We start from the raw sequence: 22,121 nt of genomic DNA on the forward strand, positions 1-22,121 counted from the left end.
GCCGCCGGCCATGTGGTTGGTGAGTTCTTCGAGGCTGACCTGGCTGCGGTCGGCGGAGAGTTCCATGGTGCCCAGGCGCAGGACGCTGAAGTGGTCGCCGACCATGTAGGCGTGGTGGGGGTTGTGGGTGATGAAGATGACGCCGAGGCCGCGGTCGCGGGCGGCGGCGATGTACTTCAGGACCACGCCGGACTGTTTGACGCCGAGGGCGGCGGTGGGCTCGTCGAGGATGAGGACGCGGGCGCCGAAGTGGACGGCGCGGGCGATGGCGACGCACTGGCGCTGGCCGCCGGAGAGGGTGCCGATGGGCTGCTCGAGGTCGTCGAGGACGATGCCCATGTTGCGCAGTTCCTCGTCGGCGGTCTTCTTCATCGTGTCGATGTCGAGACGGCGGACGGGCCAGGGTCCCTTGGTGATCTCGGAGCCGAGGAAGAAGTTGCGCCACACCGGCATCAGGGGGACGGTCGCCAGGTCCTGGTAGACGGTGGCGATACCGCGGTCCAGGGCTTCACGCGGGGTGGAGAAGCGCACCGGTTCGCCGTCGACGCGGAACTCGCCCTCGGTGTGCTGGTGCAGGCCCGAGATGATTTTGATGAGGGTGGACTTGCCGGCGCCGTTGTCGCCGAGGACGCAGGTGACCTTGCCGGGGTGGACTTCGAGGCTCACGCCGTGCAGAGCGCGGATGTTGCCGTAGGACTTGCCCGCGTTGCGCAGTTCGACGAGCGGGCGGTCGCCGTCCGCGGGGGGCGTGTCCGCGAGGATGGCGCCGTGGGTGCCGGTGTTGTCGGTCGTCATGGGGGTGGTCACCTCCGGGTCGCCGTGCGCTGGACCCACAGATTGATGAGGACGGCGCCGAGGAGCATCACGCCGAGGAAGGCCTTGAACCAGTCGGGGTTCCAGCCGGCGTAGACGATGCCCTGCTGGACCATGCCGAACATGAAGGCGCCGAAGACCGGGCCGATGGCGGAGCCGTAGCCGCCGGTGAGCAGGCAGCCGCCGATGACGGCCGCGGCGATGTAGATCAGCTCCTGCCCGACGCCCTCGCCGGACTGCACGGTGTTGAAGGAGAACAGCTGGTGCATGCCGACGAACCAGGCGCCGAAGCCGACCAGCATGAACAGGGAGATCTTGGTGAAGGTGACCGGGACGCCGACGGCCCGCGCGGACTCCTTGTTGCCGCCGACGGCGAAGATCCAGTTGCCGTACTTGGTGCGCAGCAGCACCCAGGTGGCCAGCGCCGCGAAGACCAGCCACCACACGACGGTGATCTTCACGTTGACGCCGCCGATCTCGAACGTCGAGGCGAAGACGGCCTTGGCCTGGTCGAAGCCGTCCATGTCGCTGATGTCGTCGGTGGCGACGTTGCCGGTGACCAGCTTGGTCACCGCCAGGTTCACACCCTGCAGGATCAGGAACGTGCCGAGGGTGACGAGGAAGCTGGGCAGGCCGGTCCTGACCAGCATCCAGCCGTTGAAGAAGCCGACGGCCAGCGACACCAGGAGTGCGACGAACACGCCCGCCCAGACGTTCAGCGTCAGCTGGTAGGTCAGCATGCTCGCGGTGAGCGCCGAGGCGACGACCGCGACACCGGCGGAGAGGTCGAACTCGCCGCCGATCATCAGCAGGGCCACGGGCAGCGCCATGATCCCGATCGTCGACGACTGGTAGAGGACGTTGGCCATCGAGCTGCCGTCGCGCACCGGAGGCGCCGCGACGAGGAAGAACACGAACACCGCGACGGCACCGAGGAAGACGCCCACCTCGGGACGGGCGAGGAGCCTGAGCGCCAGGGGACGCTGTGCGGTCCGGCCGTCGGTTGCCTTCGGGCCGGAGGCCGGCGGTGTGGTCACCGCCGGCTCGGCGTGCTGGGTCATGCTCATCACCGGGTGCCCTTCGCGGCGAACTCGGCGACGCTGTCGGCGTTGTCCTTGGTGATGAAGGCCGGGCCGGTCAGGACGGGCGCGGTGCCGCCGCCGCTGAAGTTGCCGTTGGTCTTGTAGAGCCAGAGGGAGTCGACGGCGAGGTAGCCCTGGAGGTAGGGCTGCTGGTCCACGGCGAACTCGACCGTGCCGTCCTGGACGGCCTTGACCAGGTCCTTGTTCAGGTCGAAGGTCGCGACCTTGGCCTTGGAGCCCGCGTCGGACAGCGACTGCACGGCGGTGAGCGCGATGGGGGCGCCGAGCGTGACCACCTGGTCGATGGAGGAGTCCTGCTTGAGCTTGGCGGTGATCGTCGACTTCACCGACGGCATGTCGGTGCCGTTGACGTAGAGGATGTCGGTCTTGCCGCTGAAGCCCTTCTTGAGGCCGGCGCAGCGGGCTTCCAGGGCCACCTGCCCCTGCTCCTGGATCACACACAGGGCGTGCTTGGCGCCGAGCTGGTTGAGCCGCTCGCCGAAGGCCTGGCCCGCGATGTTCTCGTCCTGGCCGAAGTACTCGAGCATGCCGAGCTCCTTCCAGTCGTCGACGCCGGAGTTGAAGCCGACGACCGGGATACCGGCCGCCGTGGCCTTGGCGACCACGTCCTTCATGGCGTCCGGCTTGGCGGCGGTGAGCGCGATGCCGTCGACCTTCTGGTCGATGGCGTTCTGCACGAGGTTGGCCTGGTTTCCGGCGCTGGGGTCACTGGAGTAGACGAGCTTGATGTTGTCCTTCGCGGCGGCGGCCTCGGCGCCCTTGCGGATCAGGTCCCAGAAGGTGTCGCCGGGGGAGGCGTGGGTCACCATGGCCACGGTCATGCGGGGAGTGGTGGCCTTGCCCGCGGAGGCGGCAGCCCCGCCCTCCTCGGACTTCTTCCCGCCGGAGCTGCTGGAGCAGCCGGTGGCGAGCAGCGCGCCGCTGAGAACGACGGCGGCCAGGGTGGCGGCTCGGTGGTGTCTGTGCATGTCCCTCGCACCTCACTGTGCTGGTCAGGATGGCTTGTGCCGGATGGTGTGGAACGGCTTCGGGGGGTGGGTGGGCCGGTCTGTGCGGCCGGACGTGTGGCGGACGCGGGCTGATGGTGCGGGACGGTCCCGCGAAGGAACCTGAGCCGGAGGGTCCGTGACCGTGACCAGGATGTTCTCTTGGTCCAGGGCCGGCGAGCGGAAGCGCGAGCGCCCTGTGCGGTGGTGGAGTGCCGTGCTCGGCGGTCTTGGTGCGGACCACCTGGTTACCTCACTAGAGCGCGTCATTAGCGCGCTCTAGTGGCTCGTACTATGGATCCGGCCACCGGTGATGTCAATAACCTTGTCAGGACGTACCGACATAGTTCCCAGGTTGTTGCCCGGGCCGCGCGAGCGGCGTGTCGTAGCGCCCCCGCACGGAGCCGTACGGGCCCTCTGCGGCGGTGAGCACCGCTACGCCCTCGGAGGCCGAGGGACGCCGGTGCGGCCCTGTCCGGGGAGGCCGGGAACGCGCGCCCGCCGGCCGCACCGTGGCGGCGGGCGTCGCGCTGAGAGCGGCTGTGGAGACCCGCAGGTCTCGGTCAGACGACCAGTTCCTTGGTGATGCGGTCGAGCATGAACGCGGAGGACTCCCGGGCGCGTTCCTCCCAGGCGAAGACGCAGGCCGTGGCGACACCGTCGAAGCCCAGCTCGCGGAGCGTGCCGAAGAAGGCGTCCCAGTCGACCTCGCCCTGGCCGATGTCGAGATGCTGGTGGATACGGGCGGTGGTCCCGGGCGGGTTGAGGATGTAGCGCAGCCCGGAGGAGCCCTTGTGGTTGAAGGAGTCGGCGATGTGCACGTGCTGGAGCTTGTCGCCGGCGTAGCGCATCATCGCCGCGATGTCCGCCGTCGGATCCGCTCCCGAGAGGTGGAAGGAGTGCGGCGCGCAGTAGAGGTAGTTCACCCAGGGCTTGTTGACCGCGCGGACGAGATCGACCGCCGGGGTGTTCTCCTCGCAGAAGTCGTCGGGGTGCGCCTCCAGGTTGAGGGCGATGCCCTCCCGCTCGAACAGCGGCAGCAGCTCCTCCATGGACCGCCAGAAGGCGGCCTCGCTCTCGGCGGCGCGCTCGGGCCGGCCGTTGAACTCCGAGTTCATCAGCGGGCATTCGAGATCGGCGGTGATCTCGATCATCCGCTTCCAGTAGCGGACCGCGGCCTGCCGTTCGGTCTCGTCGGGCGAGGACCACTTGTACAACGGCAGCACGGAGGACAGCTGGACGCCGTGGGCGCGCAGGGACTGCTTCAGCCGCGCGATCCGCTCGTCGTCGGCGCGCGGGTGCAGGAAGAACGGCATGAAGTCGTCGCGGGGTGACAACTCGATGTACTCGTAGCCGAGTTCGGCGACCGTGCGCACCATGTCGTCGATCGGCAGGGCGCGGAACATGTACGGGTCGAGGGCGATTTTCACGCGGTGCCTCCGTAGAGAGCGGGCCGGGGCTTCATGTCGACGGTGACGACGGTGCCGCCCGCGTCCAGGGAGCGGACGGCGGCGTCGGTGATGACGGTGGCGGCGTAGCCGTCCCAGGCGGACGGACCGGTGGGCTCGGTGCCGGCCTCGACGGAGGCGATCCACTCGCGGAACTCGGTGTCGAAGGCGTCGGCGAAGCGGCCCTTCCAGTCCTGCAGGACGGCGGTGCCGTGCTGTCCGGCCGTGCGGACGGCGACGGCGGCCGGGTCGGGCAGCCGGACCAGGCCCTCCTCGCCGACGGTCTCGCACTGGATGTCGTAGCCGTACTGGCAGTTGACGAAGACCTCGAGGTCGACACGGACCCCGTTCGCGGTCTCGAAGTACATCAGCTGTGGGTCCTTGAGATGGTCGAACCGCTTGCTGGTGGCGCGCGGGGTGATCACCTGGGCGGAGACGATCTCGTCGTCGAGCAGCCAGCGCAGGACGTCGATCTCGTGCACGGCCGTGTCCTGCGCGGCCATGGCGGAGGTGTACGACTCCGGGACGGTCGGGTTGCGGTGCGCGCAGTGCACGATCAGCGGAGCGCCGAGGGAGCCGGAGGCGATGACGTCCTTCATCTGGCGGTAGCCGGCGTCGAAGCGGCGCATGAAGCCGACCTGGACCAGACGGCGGCCGTGGGCGCGTTCGGCCTCCACGACGCGCAGACAGTCCTCGGCGGTGGTGGCGAGGGGCTTCTCGCAGAACACCGGCTTGCCGGCCGCGACGGCGTCCAGGACGTGCTCGGCATGAGTGGGGCCCCAGGAGGTGACGAGCACGGCGTCCACGTCGGCGGAGGCGATCAGGTCGGCGCCGGTCGGGAAGACGGTGGCGCCGACACGGGCCGCGACCTCGACGGCGCGGGCCCGGTCGATGTCGGTCACGGCGGTGACCCGGGCCCCCGTGACGACGTCGGTGAGTCGTCGTATGTGGTCCTGGCCGATCATTCCGGCGCCGATGACACCTACACGTACAGTCATGTCTGTTCCTTGAGGAAGGGCGATCAGGAGAAACGGGCGCGGAGTTCGGCCTCGAGGGTTTCGAGGGAGCGGCCCCTGGTTTCGGGGACGTAGCGCTTGACGAAGGCGAGCGAGACGACGCCCGCCACCACGAAGAGGAAGAAGGTGCTGGAGATCCCGATCCCGGAGACCAGGGAGGGGAAGACCAGGCCGATCAGGAAGTTGGTCAGCCACAGCACCACGGCCGCCACCCCCATGCCGAAACCGCGCATCCGCATCGGGAAGATCTCCGAGAGCATCAGCCAGGTCACCGGGGAGATCGCGCCCTGCTGGAAGGCGAGGAAGGTGACCGTCATGGCGAGCACGGCGTAGGCGCGGCCGTCACCGGAGGGAAGGGCCAGGGAGAACACGCCGATGAGCAACAGGGCCGTCGTCGTGCCGAGCTGACCTGTCATCAGCATCGGACGGCGGTCGACACGGCCGAGCAGCCAGATGCCGACGAAGGTGGCGAGCACCGAGATGACGCCGTTGGCGATGTTCGCGGTCAGGGCGCTGTCTGCGGCGAAACCCGCGTCGGTCAGGATCTGGGTGCCGTAGTACATGATCGTGTTGACGCCGGTGATCTGCTGCACGATCGCGATACCGAAGCCGACCAGCATCAGCTTGCGGACCCACGGGGTGGCCTTCATGTCCTGCCAGCCGCCGAGCCTCTCCCGCTCCTCCTTGACGGCGAGCGCGGTCACCTCCGCCAGCTCCGCCTCGGCCCGCTGCCGGGAGCGGACCTGCCTCAGCACCTCCAGGGCCTCAGCGAAGCGGGTCTTCGACGCCAGCCACCGCGGACTCTCCGGCATCACCAGCATGCCGAACCAGAGCACCACGGCGGGCAGGGTGGCGAGCACGAGCATCCAGCGCCACACGCCGCCGGACTCGCCGCCGACCCGGGCGATGATCGCGTTGGACGTGAAGGCCAGCAACTGGCCGCTGACGATCATGAGTTCGTTGCGGGTGACGAGCGCGCCGCGCCGCTCGGCGGGGGAGACCTCCGCGAGGTAGACCGGCACCGTCACCGACGCACCGCCCACCGCCAGGCCGAGCACGAAACGGGCGACGACCATGACGGCGGTGTTCGGCGCGAGCGTGCAGCCGAGCGCGCCGACGAAGAACACCACGGCGAGGACGAGGATCGTACGACGCCGTCCCCGCGCGTCCGACAACCTGCCACCGGTGACCGCGCCCAGGGCCGCGCCCAGCAGCAGCGAGCTGGTCACCATGCCCTCGGTGAACGGGGTCAGACCGAGATCGTCGGTCATGTAGGGCAGGGCGCCGTTGATGACGCCGGTGTCGTAGCCGAAGAGGAGCCCGCCGAAGGTGGCGATGACGGTGATGAGCCGCAGCCGCCGGGAGACCGGCGCAGGCGTGTCGTCGCTCACCGTGCGGGCGGGTGTCGTGTCGTCCCTGACTGCCATGGCGCCTCCTAACGGCCGAGAGTCGGGCGTCGGGTACCCGTCAGCCCGCAGCCGGCCAGGTGCTCACGGGTGCGTACGGCGATCGGCAGCGGCACCTCGGGAGCGCACGGGTACAGGTCCTGCTCGACGATCACGAACAACTCGGCGTCCAGCAGGGCGAGTTCGGCCACCACGTCGGCCGGGTTCGGGACACCCGCGGGCGGCGACACGCACACCCCGCGCTTGACGGCCTCGCCGAAGGAGAGGTCCTCGGCGGCGACCTGGGCCAGGATCTCCGGGTCCATCTGCTTGATGTGGACATAACCCACGCGCTCGCCGAAGCGGCGGATCAGGTCGAGGTTGTCGCCGCCGCCGTAGGCCACGTGCCCGGTGTCCAGGCACAGGTTCGTGTAGCGGGAGTCCGACTCGTTCAGCAGCCGCTCGATCTCCGGCTGGGTCTGGATGTGGCTGTCGGCGTGCGGGTGGATCACGAGCCGCACGTCGTACTCGTCGAGGAGCAGCTTCCCGAGCCGGTCGGAGGCCTTGCCGAAGCCCGCCCACTGCTCGGCGGTCAGCTCCGGCGACTCGGTGAACGCGCCCGTCTTCTCGTCCCGGTACATCGGCGGGATGAGCACCAGGTGGTGGGCGCCCGCGGCGGCGGTCAGCTCGGCGACCTGCCGCACGTGCGCGAGCATCTCGTCCCAGGCCTCCGGCCGGTGCAGCGCGCCGAACGCGGTACCGCCGGACACCCGCAGGCCGCGGGCGTCGAGCTCCTCCTTCAGCCGCCGGGGGTCGGTGGGGAGGTAGCCGTACGGCCCGAGCTCCAGCCACTGGTAACCGGCCTCGGCCAGCTCGTCGAGGAAGCGGGTGTACGACACCTGGTGCTCGTCCTCGGGGAACCAGACACCCCAGGAGTCGGGGGCGGAGCCCAGGCACAGGTTGCCTACGGTGGTGCGGAGGGAGGATGGCGCCGTTGCCATGGTGTGTCCTTCGGGGAGAGGGGAGAGGGGAGAGGGGAGGGGGGAGAGGGCAGAGGAAGGGGGCGGGGTCTTCAGCTGGAGGTGGGGAAGTTGAAGCCGGCGGTGTGCTGGTGGGTGGGTTGGGGCCAGCGGGTGGTGACGACCTTGGGGCGGGTGTAGAAGCGGATGCCTTCGGGGCCGTGGATGGGGGAGTCGCCGATGAGGGAGTCCTTCCAGCCGCCGAAGGAGTAGTAGGACATCGGGACCGGGACGGGGACGTTGATGCCGATCATGCCGACGTTGATGTGGCGCTGGAACCGGCGGGCGGCTTCGCCGGAGGCGGTGAACAGGGCGGTGCCGTTGCCGTAGGGGTTGGCGTTGATCACGTCGATGGCTTCGTCGAGGGTGTCGACCCGGACGACGGCGAGGACGGGGCCGAAGAGTTCTTCCTTGTAGGCGTCCATGTGGGGGGTGACGTGGTCGAGGAGGGAGGGGCCGGTGAAGAAGCCTTCGGCGTGGGCGGGGTCGTCGAGCTTGAGGCCGCGGCCGTCGACGACGATGGTGGCGCCCTGGGAGGCCGCTGTGCCGACGGCGTTCTCCACGCGCTCCTGGGCGGCCTTGGTGATCAGGGGGCCCATGTCGGTGCCGGGGGCGGTGCCGGGGCCGACCTTGACCTCGCGGGCCTTGCGCTCCAGGACGGTCACGAGCCCGTCCGCCGCGTCGCCGACCGCGACGGCGACGGAGACGGCCATGCAGCGTTCGCCTGCGGAGCCGTAGGCGCCGGCGGTGATGTGGTTGGCGGCGTGTTCGAGGTCGGCGTCGGGGAGGACGACGGCGTGGTTCTTGGCGCCGCCGAGGGCCTGGACGCGTTTGCCGTGCGCGGTGGCCGTCTCGTGGACGTACTTGGCGATGGGGGTGGAGCCGACGAAGGAGACGGCTTCGATGCCGGGGTGGGTGAGGATCGCGTCGACCGCGTCCTTGCCGCCGTGGATGACGTTGAAGACGCCGTCGGGGAGCCCTGCCTGCTGGTAGAGACCGGCGACGACATTCGCGGCGGAGGGGTCGCGCTCGGACGGCTTGAGGATGAAGGTGTTGCCGGTGGCGATGGCGATGGGGTGCATCCACAGCGGCACCATCGCGGGGAAGTTGAAGGGGGTGATGCCGGCGACGACGCCGAGGGGCTGGCGGAAGTTGTGCACGTCGACGCCGCGGGAGACCTGGTCGGAGAAGGAGCCCTTGAGCACGTCGCCCAAACCGCAGGCGAACTCGACGACTTCGCGGCCGCGGGTGATTTCGCCGCGGGCGTCGTCGACGGTCTTGCCGTGTTCGGCGGAGATGATCCGGGCGAGTTCCTCCTCGTGCTCCACGAGCAGCTGGCGGAAGGCGAACATGACCTGGGTGCGCCGGCTGAGGGAGGACTCGGACCAGGTCTCGAAGGCTTTCGCGGCGGCGGTGACCGCGGTGTCCACGTCTGCGGCGCCGCCGAGGGTCACGTGGGCCTGCTCGGCGCCGGTGGCGGGGTTGAACACCGGCTGGGTGGCGGTGGCGGAGCCCTGGGTCGGGGTGCCGTTGATCCAGTGCGGGATGGTGGTCACGTGCGGGTTTCCTTTGCGGGGACGGGGATTACAGGTAGTGGCGCTGGGTCTGCTTGTGGGCGGCGTAGGTCTCGTACGCCGAGCGCGTGCTGTCGAGGGCGGAGACTTCGCTGACGGGGACGTCCCACCAGCCGTGGCCGGGTGGGTTGGGCCCGTAGAGGTCGGTTTCGACGTGGACGACGGTGGTGCGGGTGGCGGCCTTGGCCTTCTCCATCGCCGTGCGGAACTCCTCCACCGAGGTCGCGTGCAGGACGTCCGCGCCGAGGGAGGAGGCGTTGGCCGCCAGGTCGACCGGCAGGACATCGCCGTCGAGGAGGCCTGAACCGCCGTCCCGGTAGCGGTACTTGGTGCCGAACCGCTGCGAGCCGAGGGACTCGGAGAGGGCGCCGATGGAGGCGAAGCCGTGGTTCTGGACGAGGACGATGATGACCTTGAGGCCTTCGGAGACCATGGTGACGATCTCCTGGGCCATCATCAGGTAGGAGCCGTCACCGACCAGGACGACGACCTCACGCGTCGGGTCGGCCATTTTCGTGCCGACGCCGGCGGCGACCTCGTAACCCATGCAGGAGTAGGCGTATTCGACGTGGTAGGCCTTCGGGTCGCGGGCGCGCCAGAGTTGTTGCAGGTCGCCGGGCATGGACCCGGCGGCGTTGATGACCACGGCCCGCTCGTCGAGGACGTCGTTGAGGGCGCCGAGGATCTGGGTCTGGGCGGGCAGGGCGCCGGTGTTGCGGTCGGGGGCGAAGCACTCCTCCTCGATCTCCCGGGTACGGGCGATGAGTTCGCGGGTGCGGTGACGGTAGGACTCCTCCACCTCCCAGTCGGCCAGCGCGCCGGCGAGGGCCTGGATGCCGAGGCGGGCGTCGGCGACCAGCGGCTCCGCGGAGTGTTTGACGGCGTCCAGACGGGCGACGTTGAGGTTGACGAAGGTGACGTCGGGGTTGGCGAAGACGGTGTGGCTGGCGGTGGTGAAGTCCGAGTAGCGCGTGCCGATCCCGAGGACGACGTCCGCCTCGCGCGCCAGTTCGTTGGCTGCGTAGGAGCCGGTGGAGCCGATGCCGCCGACCGAGCAGGGATGGTCCCAGGGCACCGTGCCCTTGCCGGCGTGGGTGTCCGCGACCGGGATCCCCGTGCCCTCGGCGAAGGCGCGCAGGGCGGTCTCGGCGCCCGAGTACACCGCACCGCCGCCCGCGACGATGAGCGGCTTCTTCGCCTGGCGCAGAAGGCGGGCGGCCCGCTCGATCGCGGCCGGTTCCGGTACCGGTCGGCCGACGTGCCATACCCGGCGGCGGAAGAAGGAGACGGGCCAGTCGTAGGCCTCGGCCTGCACATCCTGCGGCAGAGCCAGCGTCACCGCGCCGGTCTCGACGGGGTCGGTCAGCACCCGCATCGCGGCCAGCGCGGCCGGGATGAGCTGCTCGGGGCGGGAGACGCGGTCGAAGTACTTCGACACGGCGCGGAAGGCGTCGTTGACCGTGACGTCCCCGCCTCTGGTGTCCTCCAGCTGCTGCAGCACCGGGTCCGCGACCCGGATGGCGAACATGTCGGACGGCAGCAGCAGCACCGGGAGCCGGTTGGTGGTGGCCAGAGCCGCACCCGTGATCATGTTCGTGGAGCCGGGGCCGGTGGAGGCGGTGCAGGCGAAGGTGGCCAGCCGGTCGCGCATCTTCGCGTAGGCGACCGAGGCGTGGACCATGCCCTGCTCGTTGCGGGCCAGGTAGTACGGCAGATCGGCCTCACGCGTGATCGCGGCCTGCAGCAGTGCCTGCCCGATGCCGGCCACGTTGCCGTGCCCGAAGATCCCCCACACCCCGGGGATCAGCCGCTGCTCCTGGCCGTCGCGTTCGCTGTACTGGCCGGCCAGGAAGCGCACGAGGGCCTGGGCGGTGGTGAGCCTGATCGTTTCCATTACTCGTTCTCCTCGGCGCCGAACGGCAGCCGGTCGTCGATGTCCTGGGAGTCCCAGGTCGAGCGGACCCAGCCGTGGGCGGGGTCGTCGCAGATCAGCCAGGCGCGGTCCTGGCCGGGGCCCGCCATGACGTTGAGGTAGTACAGGTCGTAGCCGGGTGCGGCGATGGACGGCCCGTGCCAGCCGTGCGGGATCAGCACGGTGTCCCCGGATCGAACCTCGGCGAGCACATCGATCGGCCGGTCCTCAGTGCCGTACACCCGCTGGTAGCCGAACCCGGTCTCGCCGGAGACCTCGAAGTAGTAGATCTCTTCGAGTTCGCTCTCGATCGGGTTGCCCGCGTCATCCGTGCGGGCCTCGTCGTGCTTGTGGGGCGGGTAGGAGGACCAGTTGCCGCCGGGGGTGAGGACCTCGCACACCAAAAGCTGCTCGGCGTCGAAAGTGCCCGGCAGGCAGTAGTTGTTGACCTGCCGCGAACACGCACCCGCACCCCGCAGGTCGACGGGCACGTCCTCCTTGCGCCCGTACCGAGCCGAGTGACCTCCCTGCTCGGTACGGGCGGAGGGCAGCGCGAACCTCCCACCGGATGCGCTGCTGATCACGGCCTCCACCCCGCGAGGGAGGTAGGCGAAGTCGGTGACCGAGGCGAACACCCCTGCACGGCCCGCAAGTTCGAAGGTCTTGCCGTCGACCGCCACCGTGCAGCCGCCGGTCAGCGGCAGGACCAGGAACTCCGAGTCCCCGGTGGACAGGGAGTGCGCCCCGCCCGGCTGCAGGGTCAGGATCCTGAGCCCGCAATAACCCCAGCCCGCCGACTCGGGCGTGACCACAATGTCGTAGGAGCCGTCGGCCGAACTTCCCTTCGGCAGGTGGTACTTGCTGTTCACAGCAGGCTCACCGCCTTGTCCACCGCACCGGCGACATCACCGTTGGAGGGGTAGAGCAGGGAGCGGCCGACGACCAGGCCCTGCGCGGTGGGCTGCTTGAGCGCCTTGCCCCAGGACGCGAACGCCGCCTGCGGGTCGGTGACCTCGCCGCCCAGCAGCAGCGCCGGCAGCGTGGAGGAGGCCAGAACCCGCTCCATGCCCTCGACGACCGGCAGCTTCAGCCAGGTATAGGCCGTGCGGCGGCCCAGCCCCGAAGCGATGGTGACCGACTTGACCACGGCATCGGTGGACAGGTCGTTACGGATCCTGCCGTCCTGCCAGGCGGAGATGAACGGCTCGACCATCGCGATGAGCTGACGCTCGTTGAGCTCGTCGACGGCACGGGCGGTGTTCTCCAGCACCGACGGGGTCGCCGGGTCGTCGAGGGCGATGCGGGTGAGCATCTTGCCGCCGTCGAAGCCCATCGCGGCGATCGTGGCGGCGTCGTAGCCGGTGAAGCGGTCGTCGATCTCGAACACCGAACCCGCCAGCCCGGCCCGGTTCATCGAGCCGAAGACGCTCTTGCCGTCCAGGACCCCGAGCAGCAGCAGGTCCTCCAGGATGTCGGCGGTCGCCAGCACCCCCGTCACCCCCGGCCGCTCCAGGGCGATGCACAGCCGGTCCAGCAGCTCGAAACGGTCGGCCATGGCGTTGGGGTCGCCGCCTACGCCGTTGGCGCCGCGCGCCGGATGATCCGCGGCGATGATCATCGCCTTGCCGTGCTCCCCCAGCAGCGAGCCCGCCCTGACCCGGCGGGCGGCAGCCGCCGCGATCGCGCCGGGATCACCGACCCGGACGGACACGATCCGGCTCACATTCTCCGACAGCACCTCATCACGCCTTTCCATCGACTCGGGTGGCAGCGGCCTCGCGCAGTTTGTTCTCGACCTCGGCCTCGGTGGGCATCGCCTCCGAGCAGGCCAGCCGGCCCGCGACGATCGCGCCGGCGGCGTTGGCGAAAGCCACCGCGCGAGAGGTTGGCCACCCCGACAGCAACCCGTGACACAACGCCCCGCCGAAGGCGTCACCGGCACCTAGACCGTTGACCACCTCCACCGCCACCGGGGCGACCTCGGCCACCGAACCGTCCCGGCCCATCGCCAGCACACCCCTGGGCCCCTGCTTGACCACCGCCAACTCCACACCCGCCGCCAGCAGCGCCTTCGCCGCCGCGTACGGCTCACGCTCCCCGGTGGCGACCTCGCACTCGTCGACATTGCCGACCGCCACCGTCGTATGACGCAGCGCCTCGGCGTAGCAGGAGCGGGCCTGGTCGGGGTCGGCCCAGAACATCGGCCGCCAGTCCAGGTCGAACACCGTCACCCCCGCCTTCGCCCGATGGGCGAGGGCCGCCAGCGTCGCCGAACGGCTCGGCTCCTCACTCAGACCCGTCCCCGTCACCCAGAACACCCGCGCACCCCCCACCGCCCCCATATCCAGCTCACCGGCCCGGATGTCCAGGTCAGGAGCCTTGGGCAGCCGGTAGAAGTACAACGGGAAGTCATCCGGCGGGAAGATCTCACAGAACGTCACCGGCGTCGGCGCGATGTCAGACGTGCCGACGAAGCGAGCATCGACCCCGTACCCGTCGAGGGCCGACCGCACGAAATCGCCGAACGGATCCCGCCCCGTCTTCGTGATCACCGCCGCCGACCGCCCATACCGCGCCGCGGCCACCGCCACGTTCGTCGGACTGCCACCCAGGTACTTGCCGAACGACGTGACCTCAGCCAGCCCCACGCCCGCCTGGAGCGGATACACATCCACTCCCACCCGGCCCATGGTCAGCACTTCGAACGGCATCGCTGGTTTCCCTTCGCTCCGGAGACACCGGGGAGTTCTCGGGGGATGTTTTCTTCTGTCGCGCTCTACTAGCGCGCTCTAGGCAAGTACGATGAGCCCTGTCCAAATGTCATGTCAATACGTGGTCGCCCGGAGATTTCGCGACTGGCCATAAGGTGGGGCGCGTCGAAAGGTGGGTTCACAGGTGGATGCGTCGGCCAAGCAGCGGCCCACGATGGCGGACGTCGCCGCGAAGGCGGGCGTGTCCAGGGCGCTCGTATCGATCATTTTCCGCGGCAAGCCGGGTGCCAGTCCGGAGACCCGCGAACGTGTCCTGCGCGTCGCCGACGAGATCGGCTACCACCCCGACAACGCGGCCCGGCTGCTCGCGCGGGGGCGCAGTCGCACGCTCGGCGTGATGTTCACCGTGCACCAGACCTTCCACTCGGACCTCATCGCGGGCATCTACCCCGAGGCCGAACGACTCGGCTACGACGTCCTGCTCTCCGCGGCGACGCACAGCCGCGAGGAGGCCAAGGCGATCGAGGCGCTCCTCGGTCACCGTTGTGAGGCGGTGATCCTGCTCGGGTCCGACGCGGAGGCCGCTTACCTCGACGAGCTCGGGCGCCGCACGGTCACCGTGTCGGTGAGTCGCCGAGTGCCCCACGCCCACGTCGACTTCGTGCACTCGGCCGAGGCCAAGGGCGTGCGGCAGGCCATGGACCACCTCGTCGAGCTGGGGCACCGTCGGATCGTGCACATCGACGGCGGCCGTGGCCCCGGGTCGGCCGAGCGGCGGCGTGCCTACCGGGCCGCGATGCGCCGCCACGGTCTGGAGTCCGAGCTGCGGGTCGTTCCGGGTGACCACACTGAGCTGTCGGGTATCGAGACGGGGGAGTTGCTTCTCGCGGAGCGCGACCGGGGAGCGCCCCTGCCGACCGCGGTCCTCGCGGGCAACGACCGGTGCGCGTGGGGGCTGTTGATGTCACTGACGCGGGCGGGGATCGACATCCCCCGTGACGTGTCGGTCGTCGGGTACGACGACAGTCATCTGTCGCACCTGATGCCGATCGGTCTGACCACCGTGCGCCAGGACGCGGTCCTCATGGCGGAGCATGCGGTGCGCTTCGCCGTGGAGCGGCTGGAGGGCGAGGGTGTGGAACCGCGCGAGGCCGTGCTGGATCCGAAACTGGTCGTCAGGGGGACCAGCGGGCCGGCTCCGGAGCCCCAGATCCGAGCCGCGAGCCGCGTGGGCTCGACCTGACACCTGTTCTGTTCTCTGACGAGGGCTGAGCGGCCCGGCGAAGCCTGCGGCCGCCTGATGCCTGCGGTCGCCTCGGCCACCTCACGTCTGCAGCCGCCTCCCGCCTGCGCTTACTCACGTCCGCAGCCGTCTCACGCGTGCACTCGCTCGCGTCTGTAGCCGTCTCACGCCTGCACTCACTCACGTCTGCAGCCACCTCGCGCGTGCACTTGCTCACGGCTGCGACTGCGGCTGCCGCGTCTGTGCTCGCTCGCGCCCCTTTTGCCGTATCGCCTGAATGTCCCCCTGGGGGTGCTCCCGGCCTTCCGGGATACCCCTGGGGGTACTCATGTTAAGGTCAGTCGCATACCCCGGGGGGTAATTCTTCGCTGGAATGGAGTGCCCACGTGTTCTTCGTCGACACCATCGAGGTGCCAGGCCTCGGCAACCGGAGCTATCTGGCGGGCGGTGAGCGGACGGCCGTGGCGGTCGACCCGCCGCGTGACGTGGACCGGGTGATCGCGGCGGCGGCCCGAAGGGGCGTGCGGATCTCGCACGTCGTCGAGACGCATGTCCACAACGACTACGTCAGCGGCGGCCTGGAGCTGGCCCGCCTCACCGGCGCCGCCTACCTCGTGCCTGCCGGGGCCCACGTGTCCTTCGAGCGGATACCGGTGCGTGACGGGGACAGGACGGCTGTCGACGCGGCGGCCGGCCTCGTCCTGCGTGCCCTGGCGACGCCGGGCCACACCCCGCACCACACCGCGTACGTGCTGGAGCAGAACGGGGCATCGGTCGCGGTGTTCACCGGTGGCTCGCTGCTCATCGGCACAGTGGGCCGCCCCGACCTCGTCGAGCCCCGCCTGACCGAGGAGCTCGCCCGCGCGCAGCACGCCTCCGCGCACCGGTTGGCCGCCGAACTCCCCGACGACACGGCGGTGCTGCCCACCCATGGCTTCGGCAGCTTCTGCTCCGTCGGCCAGACCGACGGAGGCGTCACCACCATCGGCAGGGAGAGGGCGGCGAACGAGGCGCTCACCCGGGATGTGAACACCTTCGTCGTCGACCTGCTGGCCGGTCTGGACGACATCCCCGCCTACTACGCGCACATGGGACCGGTCAACGCCGCCGGGCCCGCGCCGGTCGACCTCACTCCGCCCGCCGTGGCGGACGCGGAGGAGATCGCCGCCAGGCTGGCCGCGGGGGAGTGGGTGGTCGATCTGCGCAACCGCGTGGCCTTCGCCGCCGGGCATGTCTCCGGCTCGCTCAACTTCGAGGCCGAGGGGCAACTCGCCACATATCTGGCCTGGTTGGTCCCGTGGGGCAAACCCGTGACACTGCTCGCCGAGTCCGCCGGTCAGCTGGCCGCCGCCCAGCGGGAGCTGGTCCGGGTCGGCATCGACCGCCCGGCCGCCGCGGCCACCGGAGATCCATCGGCCTGGGTGCGCGAGGGCGAGACGCCGGCCGCTTTCCCGCGGGCGACGTTCGCCGACCTCGCGGCGCGGCACCCCGGCGAGGGAGTCGTCGTACTGGATGTCCGCCGGGATTCCGAGCGAGTCGGTGGCTTCGTCGACGGCTCGGTCCACATCCCGGTTCACGCCCTGCACCGGCGGCTCGGTGAGATCCCCGAGGGCGAGGTGTGGGTGCACTGCGCGGGCGGCATGCGCGCCGCCGTCGCGGCCTCCCTGCTGGACGCGGCGGGTCGTGACGTCGTCGCGGTGGACGACGCGTTCGACGCCGCCGAGAAGGCCGGACTCACCGTCCGGACCGTGTGACCGCGCATCGGTACGCCGGGTCGGGCGTCCGAAGGAAAAGAGGAGTGCCGATGGACCTGTTCCACCGTGGCCCCGGCCGGGTCACCGTACGGGAGGCAGCCGAGCGGACCGGCCACGACCGGACCGGCCACGACCGAACCGCCCACAACCACACCGCCCACGACCGGACCGGCCACGACGAGGCCGCCGAGACACAGACCGACGAGACGCACGCCGGAAAGACGCAGACCGACGAGACGCAGACCGACGAGACGCAGACCGGAAAGACGCAGACCGGAAAGACGCAGACCGGAAGGACGCAAGCCGACGGACGTCGCGCCGCTGCCGGGGCGATGCTGCTGGATGTCCGTGAACCGTACGAGTGGCTCGCGGGTCATGCCCCGCGGGCGATCCACGTCCCGTTGTCCGCCCTGGAGGTGGGAGCGCCGCTGCCGGCCGAGGCGCGGGGCCGTCCGCTGATCGTCGTCTGCCGCTCCGGCAACCGCTCCCGGCGGGCCGCCGAGTCGCCGGCCGGCCGGGGCGCCGCCGCCGTGGACGTCATCGGCGGCATGCGGCAATGGCTGCGGGCCGGGCTGCCGGTGGTGGACCAGCAGGGCCGGGACGGCACGGTCGCGTGAGCGCTCTGATACTCGCCCTGGCCTGCGGAGCGGTCATCGGTCTGGCCCTCGGGGCGCTCGGGGGCGGCGGCAGCGTCCTGGCGGTGCCCGCCCTGATCTATCTGCTCGGCTTCACCCCGGTCGCCGCCACCACCGCGAGCCTGGTCATCGTGGTGGTCACGTCGGCCACCGCGCTGTCCGGACACGCCCGCGCGGGACAGGTCCGCTGGCGTACCGGACTGCTGTTCGCGGCGGCGGGCATCGGTCCGGCCATGCTGGGCGGCGCGGTCGCCGGGCGGCTGCCGGAGGCCGTGCTGACCGGGGCCTTCGCGGTGGTGGCGGCGGTGGCGGCCGTGCGCATGCTGCGTCCGCGCCGGACGTCGGATGCCACCGGGCGCGTGCGGACCGGCGGGGCGGCGGCGGCCGGGGCCGGGCTCGGCGCGGTCACCGGTGTCCTCGGTGTCGGCGGCGGTTTCCTCGCCGTGCCGACGCTGGTGGGCGTGCTGGACCTGCGGATGCGGGCGGCGGTGGGTACCAGTCTGCTGGTCATCACCGTCAACTCACTGGCCGCGCTCGCGCTGCGCGCCGGCACGGTCGAGGGCCTGGACTGGGCGGTCATCGCTCCCTTCGCCGGTGCGGCGGTCCTCGGTGCGTGGGACGGCAGACGCCTGGCCGCGAAGGTGTCCGGGCAGGTGCTGCAGCGCGTCTTCGCGCTGGTGCTGCTGGCGGTGGCCGCGTGCATGCTGATCGACGCGCTGGTGTGACGCGCGTCGATCCCCGGGGCCGCGCGTGCGGGCCCCGTGCCTCAGGCCAGCGACAGGAAGAGCTTCTCCAGACGGGCGCGCATCTGCTGGGCGTCCTCGCCGTTCTTCCGGCCGGCCTCGATGTCGGTCAGACACTGCTGCATACCGGTGGCGATGATCGCGAAGCCTGCCCGGTCGAGCGCGCGTGAGGCGGCGGCGAGCTGTGTCACGACCTCCTCGCAGTCGCGGCCCTCCTCGATCATCCGGATGACCCCGGAGATCTGCCCCTGCGCGCGGCGCAACCGGTTCAGTACCGCCTTCAGATCCGCGCCCCCGAGCTCCAGTTCCAAGACCAATCCTCCAGTCCCATACCCCTAGGGGTACTGTACGTCCCGGTCGGGGACGTCGTCGACCATCAAGGATCACATCACTCATGACTGCTCCCCTCACCCCCGTCACCCTCGCCACCGAGCAGGCCCGCACCCGGCTGCACGAGCTCACCGTCATCGACGTGCGCACACCCGGCGAGTACGCCTCGGGTCATCTGCCCGGCGCCCTGAACATCCCCCTCGACCAGGTCCGGCGCGCACTGCCGGAGCTGCGCGACGCCGCCGAACGCCGTGACCTCCTCGTCGTCTGCGCCTCCGGCGCCCGTTCCGGGAAGGCCTGCGAGTTCCTGGCCGGGCAGGGCATTCCCGCGGCCACACTCGCGGGCGGCACCGGCGCCTGGGCCGAGCGGGGCCACGACCTGCACCGGCCCCCGGCCCATGACACCCGCGCCACCCGGGCGACCTGGAGCATGGAGCGCCAGGTGCGCTTCACCGCCGGTGCGCTGGTGCTGGTCGGCCTGGCGCTCGGCCTGGTCGTTCACCCGGCCTTTCAGATCCTCTCGGCGGGCGTCGCGGGCGGTCTCGTCTTCTCCGCGCTCACCGACACCTGCGGCATGGCCGCCCTGCTCGGCAGACTGCCGTACAACCGCCCCCGCGAGGCAGACCTGGACACCGCGCTGGTCGCCCTGCGCAGCCGCTGACCAGCCCTTGTGCCACCGCCCGCACAGTGGTGCGGGCGGTCCGTCCGGGCCTGTCGGCGCCGTCCTGGCCCGTCAGCGCCGCAGGGTGACCTCGACCGGCAGCTTCTTGATGCCGTTGACGAAGTTGGAGCGCACGCGCGGTACCTCGCCCGCCAGGCGGATGTCCGCGAGGCGCGGGATCAGTTCCTCGAACATGACGCGGATCTCGGTGCGGGCCAGCAGGTTGCCCAGGCACAGATGGGGGCTGCCCTTGCCGAAGGTGACATGGTCGTTGTCGGCGCGGGTGACGTCGAAGTCGTAGGGGTTGGCGAAGACCTCCTCGTCGCGGTTGCCGGAGGCGAACCACATGACGACCTTGTCGCCCTCCCTGATCCGCTTGCCGCCGAGTTCGGTGTCCCGTGTGGCGGTGCGGCGGAAGTGGTAGACGGGGGAGGCCCAGCGCAGGAACTCCTCGACCGCCGTCGGGATCAGGGACGGGTCCTCCTGGAGGCGGGCCAGTTGCTCGGGGTGCTGGAGGAGGGCCAGCATCGAGTGGGTGATGGTGTGCCGGGTGGTCTCGTTGCCGGCGACGACCAGGAGCAGGAAGTAGTTGTCGAAGTCCTGCGCGGAGAGCGGGACGCCGTCGCGCGGGGTCGCGTTGACGAGGCGGGAGACCAGGTCGGTGCCGGTTCCACCGCGCCGCTGTCGGGCCAGCTCCCGGCCGTACTCGAACACCTCCAGGGAGGCGGGGGAGCGGAAGGGCAGGTCGCGGTACTTCTCGCTCTCCTCGCTGTGCAGCAGCACGTCCGCGTAGTCGGGATCGGTGTTGCCGATGATGCGGTTGCCCCAGTCGATGAGCCGCTGGTTGTCCTGCGGCGGCACGTCGAGGAGGCGGGCGAGCACATTGATGGGGAAGTCGGCGGAGACCTCCCTGACGAAGTCGAAGGTGCCCTTGGCCAGGGCCGTGTCCAGGGTGGTCGCGGTCAGGCCGCGCAGGAAGTCGGTGTAGCTGTTGATGACGTTCGCGCCGAACTGCCGCTGGAGCAGGCTGCGCAGGGCGCGGTGGCGGACGCCGTCCAGTTCGAGGATGGAGGCGCGCTTCTTGATCTGGTCGTCGTCGACCTCTTCCAGGTTGACGAACCTCGTCGAGGTGAAGGTCTCGGTGTCACGGTCGACGCGGGCGATGTCCGCGTGCCGGGTCACCGCCCAGAAGCCGGAGTTGGGCGCCTCCTCCGGCTGCCAGTGCACCGGGTCCTCGTGGCGCAGGGTGTGGAACATGCGCCAGGGCGTGATGCCGTCGGCGAAGTTGTCGAGGCCGGCGAGGTCCACCTCCGCGAGCGGAAGCGGCTCGGCGAGGCGGGCGCGCAGTTCGGCGCCGGTGGTGGGGGTGACGGGCACGGCGGTGCTGCTCATGGGCGTGGATCTCCTGGGGCGGGGGCTTCGGCGGCTCAGAGGTGGTGGGCGTACTCGGTGAACTCCCAGTCGGTGACGTACCGGTGGAAGCGCTCGACCTCGTTGCGCTTGTAGGTGAGGAAGGACGTGGTGAAGCCCTTGCCCAGGACCTCGGTCAGGGCCGTGTCCGCCTCCAGCGCGTCCAGCGCGGCGGGCAGGCTCATCGGCAGGACGGCGGACCTGGTGGTGTCGTAGCCGTAACCCTCCAGGGGGGCCGGGGGTTCCTCGCCGGCCAGGACGCCGAGCAGTGCGGCGGCGATCGTGCCGGCGATCAGCAGGTAGGGGTTGGCGCCGGCGTCGCCCAGGCGCAGTTCGAGGCGGGCGCCGGACCCGCGCTCGGGCGGGACGCGGACCATGGCGCTGCGGTTGTCCAGGCCCCAGTCGATCAGCCAGGGGGCGAGGGTGTCGGGGCCGAACCGCTTGTAGGAGTTGACGGTCGGGTTGGCCAGGGCGGCGAGCGCCGGGGCGTGGGCGAGGACGCCGGCGATCGCGTGGCGGGCGGTGGCGGACAGACCGTGGGCGCCGGCGGGGTCGTCGAAGGTGTTGCGGCCCTCGGCGTCCTCGCAGGAGAGGTGGAGGTGGAAGCCGGAGCCGCCCGCGTCGTTGAAGGGTTTCGCCATGAACGTGGCGATCCGGCCCTCCTTGCGGGCCAGTTCCTTGATCGCCGACTTGAAGCGGAAGGCGCGGTCGCTTGCCGACATCGCCTCGGAGTGCGCGAGATTGATCTCGAACTGGCCGCCGTCGAACTCGTGGTTGCCGCTGAGCACGCCGATGCCCAGATCGCGCACCTGGCGCAGTGTGCGCAGCAGGTGGTTGTCGGGGTCGGCGCGCAGCCCGGCCGTGTAGACGTCGCCGGCGTCGCAGGCGTACCGGCGCCAGCCGCCCGCCCCGCCCGGGACCGGGTCGCAGAGGTAGTACTCCAGCTCGGGGCCGACCACCGGCCGCAGCCCGTGCTCGGCGCACCGGGCGAGAACCGCCCGGAGCAGGTCCCGGGGCGACTCGGGAGCGGGTGATCCGGTCGCCGGGTCGACGACCTCCGCCAGGCAGGCGGCGACCCCGGGCTCCCAGGGCAGCGCCACCAGGCTGTCGAGGTCCGGTCGTACGCAGACGTCGGGCAGCCCCGCGTCCAGGCCGCCGCTGACCGGGACGACATCGCCCTGGGGGCTGGTGTGGTAGACGGCGCGACAGAAGGCGAGCCCGTGCTCGCACGCCCGCGGGAGTTCCTCGACCAGCACGTCCCGGGCCCGTTCGGTGCCGATCAGGTCGGGATAGGTCACCCGGACCACGTCGATGCCGTCGGCGGTGAGCCGCTCCATGTGGCGGCGGACTTCTGCGATGTCGTGAGCGCTCACCGATG

Annotated in this window: 19 protein-coding genes and 1 pseudogene; 5 read left to right on the top strand and 15 right to left on the bottom strand. The window is 70.5% G+C overall.

Features of this window, described 5'->3' with window-relative positions:
- From ACPT94_RS20350 to iolC, 12 genes are all read right to left on the bottom strand, one after another.
- A partial coding sequence (locus tag ACPT94_RS20350) for an ATP-binding cassette domain-containing protein (RefSeq protein ID WP_425246469.1) occupies nucleotides 1–795 on the bottom strand: 795 nt, incomplete at its 3' end.
- A gap of 8 nt (nucleotides 796–803) precedes the next feature.
- Nucleotides 804–1,880, bottom strand: coding sequence for an ABC transporter permease (locus tag ACPT94_RS20355; RefSeq protein WP_425246470.1), 1,077 nt, complete (start codon nucleotides 1,878–1,880; stop codon nucleotides 804–806).
- Nucleotides 1,880–2,884 carry a sugar ABC transporter substrate-binding protein gene (locus ACPT94_RS20360; RefSeq protein WP_360337322.1) on the bottom strand — a complete coding sequence of 335 codons (1,005 nt, stop codon included), beginning with the start codon at nucleotides 2,882–2,884 and terminating at the stop codon, nucleotides 1,880–1,882. The genes ACPT94_RS20355 and ACPT94_RS20360 overlap by 1 nt, the downstream gene beginning before the upstream one ends.
- Nucleotides 2,885–3,465: 581 nt before the next feature.
- Nucleotides 3,466–4,332, bottom strand: a complete 867-nt coding sequence (locus ACPT94_RS20365) for a sugar phosphate isomerase/epimerase family protein (protein WP_360337320.1) — start codon at nucleotides 4,330–4,332, stop codon at nucleotides 3,466–3,468.
- Nucleotides 4,329–5,348 carry a Gfo/Idh/MocA family protein gene (locus tag ACPT94_RS20370; protein ID WP_360337318.1) on the bottom strand — a complete coding sequence of 340 codons (1,020 nt, stop codon included), beginning with the start codon at nucleotides 5,346–5,348 and terminating at the stop codon, nucleotides 4,329–4,331. The genes ACPT94_RS20365 and ACPT94_RS20370 overlap by 4 nt, the downstream gene beginning before the upstream one ends.
- 23 nt (nucleotides 5,349–5,371) lie before the next feature.
- On the bottom strand, nucleotides 5,372–6,793 hold the full coding sequence (locus tag ACPT94_RS20375; RefSeq protein WP_360337316.1) for a sugar porter family MFS transporter: 1,422 nt from the start codon (nucleotides 6,791–6,793) through the stop codon (nucleotides 5,372–5,374).
- Between the two features lie 8 nt (nucleotides 6,794–6,801).
- Complete coding sequence (locus tag ACPT94_RS20380) at nucleotides 6,802–7,752, bottom strand: TIM barrel protein (protein WP_360337314.1); 951 nt, start codon at nucleotides 7,750–7,752, stop codon at nucleotides 6,802–6,804.
- A gap of 71 nt (nucleotides 7,753–7,823) precedes the next feature.
- On the bottom strand, nucleotides 7,824–9,326 hold the full coding sequence (locus ACPT94_RS20385) for a CoA-acylating methylmalonate-semialdehyde dehydrogenase (protein ID WP_360337312.1): 1,503 nt from the start codon (nucleotides 9,324–9,326) through the stop codon (nucleotides 7,824–7,826).
- A 28-nt stretch (nucleotides 9,327–9,354) separates the two neighbouring features.
- Nucleotides 9,355–11,238 (bottom strand): 3D-(3,5/4)-trihydroxycyclohexane-1,2-dione acylhydrolase (decyclizing), encoded by a 1,884-nt coding sequence (gene iolD, locus ACPT94_RS20390; protein WP_425246471.1) that lies wholly within the window; start codon nucleotides 11,236–11,238, stop codon nucleotides 9,355–9,357.
- Nucleotides 11,238–12,125 (bottom strand): 5-deoxy-glucuronate isomerase, encoded by an 888-nt coding sequence (iolB, locus tag ACPT94_RS20395; protein WP_425246472.1) that lies wholly within the window; start codon nucleotides 12,123–12,125, stop codon nucleotides 11,238–11,240. The genes iolD and iolB overlap by 1 nt, the downstream gene beginning before the upstream one ends.
- Entirely contained in the window at nucleotides 12,122–13,012 is an 891-nt protein-coding gene (locus tag ACPT94_RS20400; protein ID WP_425246473.1) for a Cgl0159 family (beta/alpha)8-fold protein, read from the bottom strand. Before ACPT94_RS20400 ends, iolB begins: the two co-directional genes overlap by 4 nt.
- Nucleotides 12,999–13,967 (bottom strand): 5-dehydro-2-deoxygluconokinase, encoded by a 969-nt coding sequence (gene iolC / locus ACPT94_RS20405; RefSeq protein WP_425246474.1) that lies wholly within the window; start codon nucleotides 13,965–13,967, stop codon nucleotides 12,999–13,001. Before iolC ends, ACPT94_RS20400 begins: the two co-directional genes overlap by 14 nt.
- 214 nt (nucleotides 13,968–14,181) lie before the next feature.
- On the opposite strand from iolC, the gene ACPT94_RS20410 reads away from it, so the two are divergent.
- The 4 genes and pseudogenes from ACPT94_RS20410 to ACPT94_RS20425 all read left to right on the top strand — a co-directional run bounded on the left by ACPT94_RS20410 (nucleotide 14,182) and on the right by ACPT94_RS20425 (nucleotide 18,324).
- Complete coding sequence (locus tag ACPT94_RS20410; protein WP_425246539.1) at nucleotides 14,182–15,210, top strand: LacI family DNA-binding transcriptional regulator; 1,029 nt, start codon at nucleotides 14,182–14,184, stop codon at nucleotides 15,208–15,210.
- 386 nt (nucleotides 15,211–15,596) lie between these two features.
- Nucleotides 15,597–16,964 carry an MBL fold metallo-hydrolase gene (locus ACPT94_RS20415; protein WP_425246475.1) on the top strand — a complete coding sequence of 456 codons (1,368 nt, stop codon included), beginning with the start codon at nucleotides 15,597–15,599 and terminating at the stop codon, nucleotides 16,962–16,964.
- A gap of 320 nt (nucleotides 16,965–17,284) precedes the next feature.
- Nucleotides 17,285–17,581: pseudogene (locus ACPT94_RS20420) on the top strand (rhodanese-like domain-containing protein); the annotation flags it as partial.
- The gene (locus ACPT94_RS20425) at nucleotides 17,578–18,324 is read left to right on the top strand and encodes a sulfite exporter TauE/SafE family protein (protein WP_360337300.1); all 747 of its coding nucleotides are present in this window, start codon (nucleotides 17,578–17,580) and stop codon (nucleotides 18,322–18,324) included. The pseudogene ACPT94_RS20420 and the gene ACPT94_RS20425, both read left to right, overlap by 4 nt.
- A 41-nt stretch (nucleotides 18,325–18,365) precedes the next feature.
- Here the strand turns inward: ACPT94_RS20425 and ACPT94_RS20430 are convergent, their stop codons facing one another.
- Entirely contained in the window at nucleotides 18,366–18,653 is a 288-nt protein-coding gene (locus ACPT94_RS20430) for a metal-sensitive transcriptional regulator (protein ID WP_360337298.1), read from the bottom strand.
- An 83-nt stretch (nucleotides 18,654–18,736) separates the two neighbouring features.
- Between ACPT94_RS20430 and ACPT94_RS20435 the strand changes: the two genes are divergently transcribed.
- Entirely contained in the window at nucleotides 18,737–19,333 is a 597-nt protein-coding gene (locus ACPT94_RS20435) for a rhodanese-like domain-containing protein (protein ID WP_360337296.1), read from the top strand.
- A gap of 72 nt (nucleotides 19,334–19,405) precedes the next feature.
- Here ACPT94_RS20435 and ACPT94_RS20440 read toward each other — a convergent pair whose 3' ends face one another.
- Nucleotides 19,406–20,725 carry a cytochrome P450 gene (locus tag ACPT94_RS20440; RefSeq protein ID WP_360337294.1) on the bottom strand — a complete coding sequence of 440 codons (1,320 nt, stop codon included), beginning with the start codon at nucleotides 20,723–20,725 and terminating at the stop codon, nucleotides 19,406–19,408.
- 35 nt (nucleotides 20,726–20,760) lie between these two features.
- Entirely contained in the window at nucleotides 20,761–22,116 is a 1,356-nt protein-coding gene (locus ACPT94_RS20445; protein ID WP_360337292.1) for a glutamine synthetase family protein, read from the bottom strand.
- Nucleotides 22,117–22,121: the final 5 nt, after the last annotated feature.

It is taken from the genome of Streptomyces aurantiaciflavus, from assembly GCF_049808595.1.
GTDB lineage: Bacteria > Actinomycetota > Actinomycetes > Streptomycetales > Streptomycetaceae > Streptomyces.

Bases quoted from the DNA above. Each gene is read 5' to 3' on its own strand.
- ACPT94_RS20355 (WP_425246470.1), bottom strand. From the start codon at position 1,880: ATGAGCATGACCCAGCACGCCGAGCCGGCGGTGACCACACCGCCGGCC.
- ACPT94_RS20360 (WP_360337322.1), bottom strand. From the start codon at position 2,884: ATGCACAGACACCACCGAGCCGCCACCCTGGCCGCCGTCGTTCTCAGC.
- ACPT94_RS20370 (WP_360337318.1), bottom strand. From the start codon at position 5,348: ATGACTGTACGTGTAGGTGTCATCGGCGCCGGAATGATCGGCCAGGAC.
- ACPT94_RS20375 (WP_360337316.1), bottom strand. From the start codon at position 6,793: ATGGCAGTCAGGGACGACACGACACCCGCCCGCACGGTGAGCGACGAC.
- ACPT94_RS20380 (WP_360337314.1), bottom strand. From the start codon at position 7,752: ATGGCAACGGCGCCATCCTCCCTCCGCACCACCGTAGGCAACCTGTGC.
- iolD (WP_425246471.1), bottom strand. From the start codon at position 11,238: ATGGAAACGATCAGGCTCACCACCGCCCAGGCCCTCGTGCGCTTCCTG.
- ACPT94_RS20400 (WP_425246473.1), bottom strand. From the start codon at position 13,012: ATGGAAAGGCGTGATGAGGTGCTGTCGGAGAATGTGAGCCGGATCGTG.
- iolC (WP_425246474.1), bottom strand. From the start codon at position 13,967: ATGCCGTTCGAAGTGCTGACCATGGGCCGGGTGGGAGTGGATGTGTAT.
- ACPT94_RS20410 (WP_425246539.1), top strand. From the start codon at position 14,182: ATGGCGGACGTCGCCGCGAAGGCGGGCGTGTCCAGGGCGCTCGTATCG.
- ACPT94_RS20435 (WP_360337296.1), top strand. From the start codon at position 18,737: ATGACTGCTCCCCTCACCCCCGTCACCCTCGCCACCGAGCAGGCCCGC.
- ACPT94_RS20440 (WP_360337294.1), bottom strand. From the start codon at position 20,725: ATGAGCAGCACCGCCGTGCCCGTCACCCCCACCACCGGCGCCGAACTG.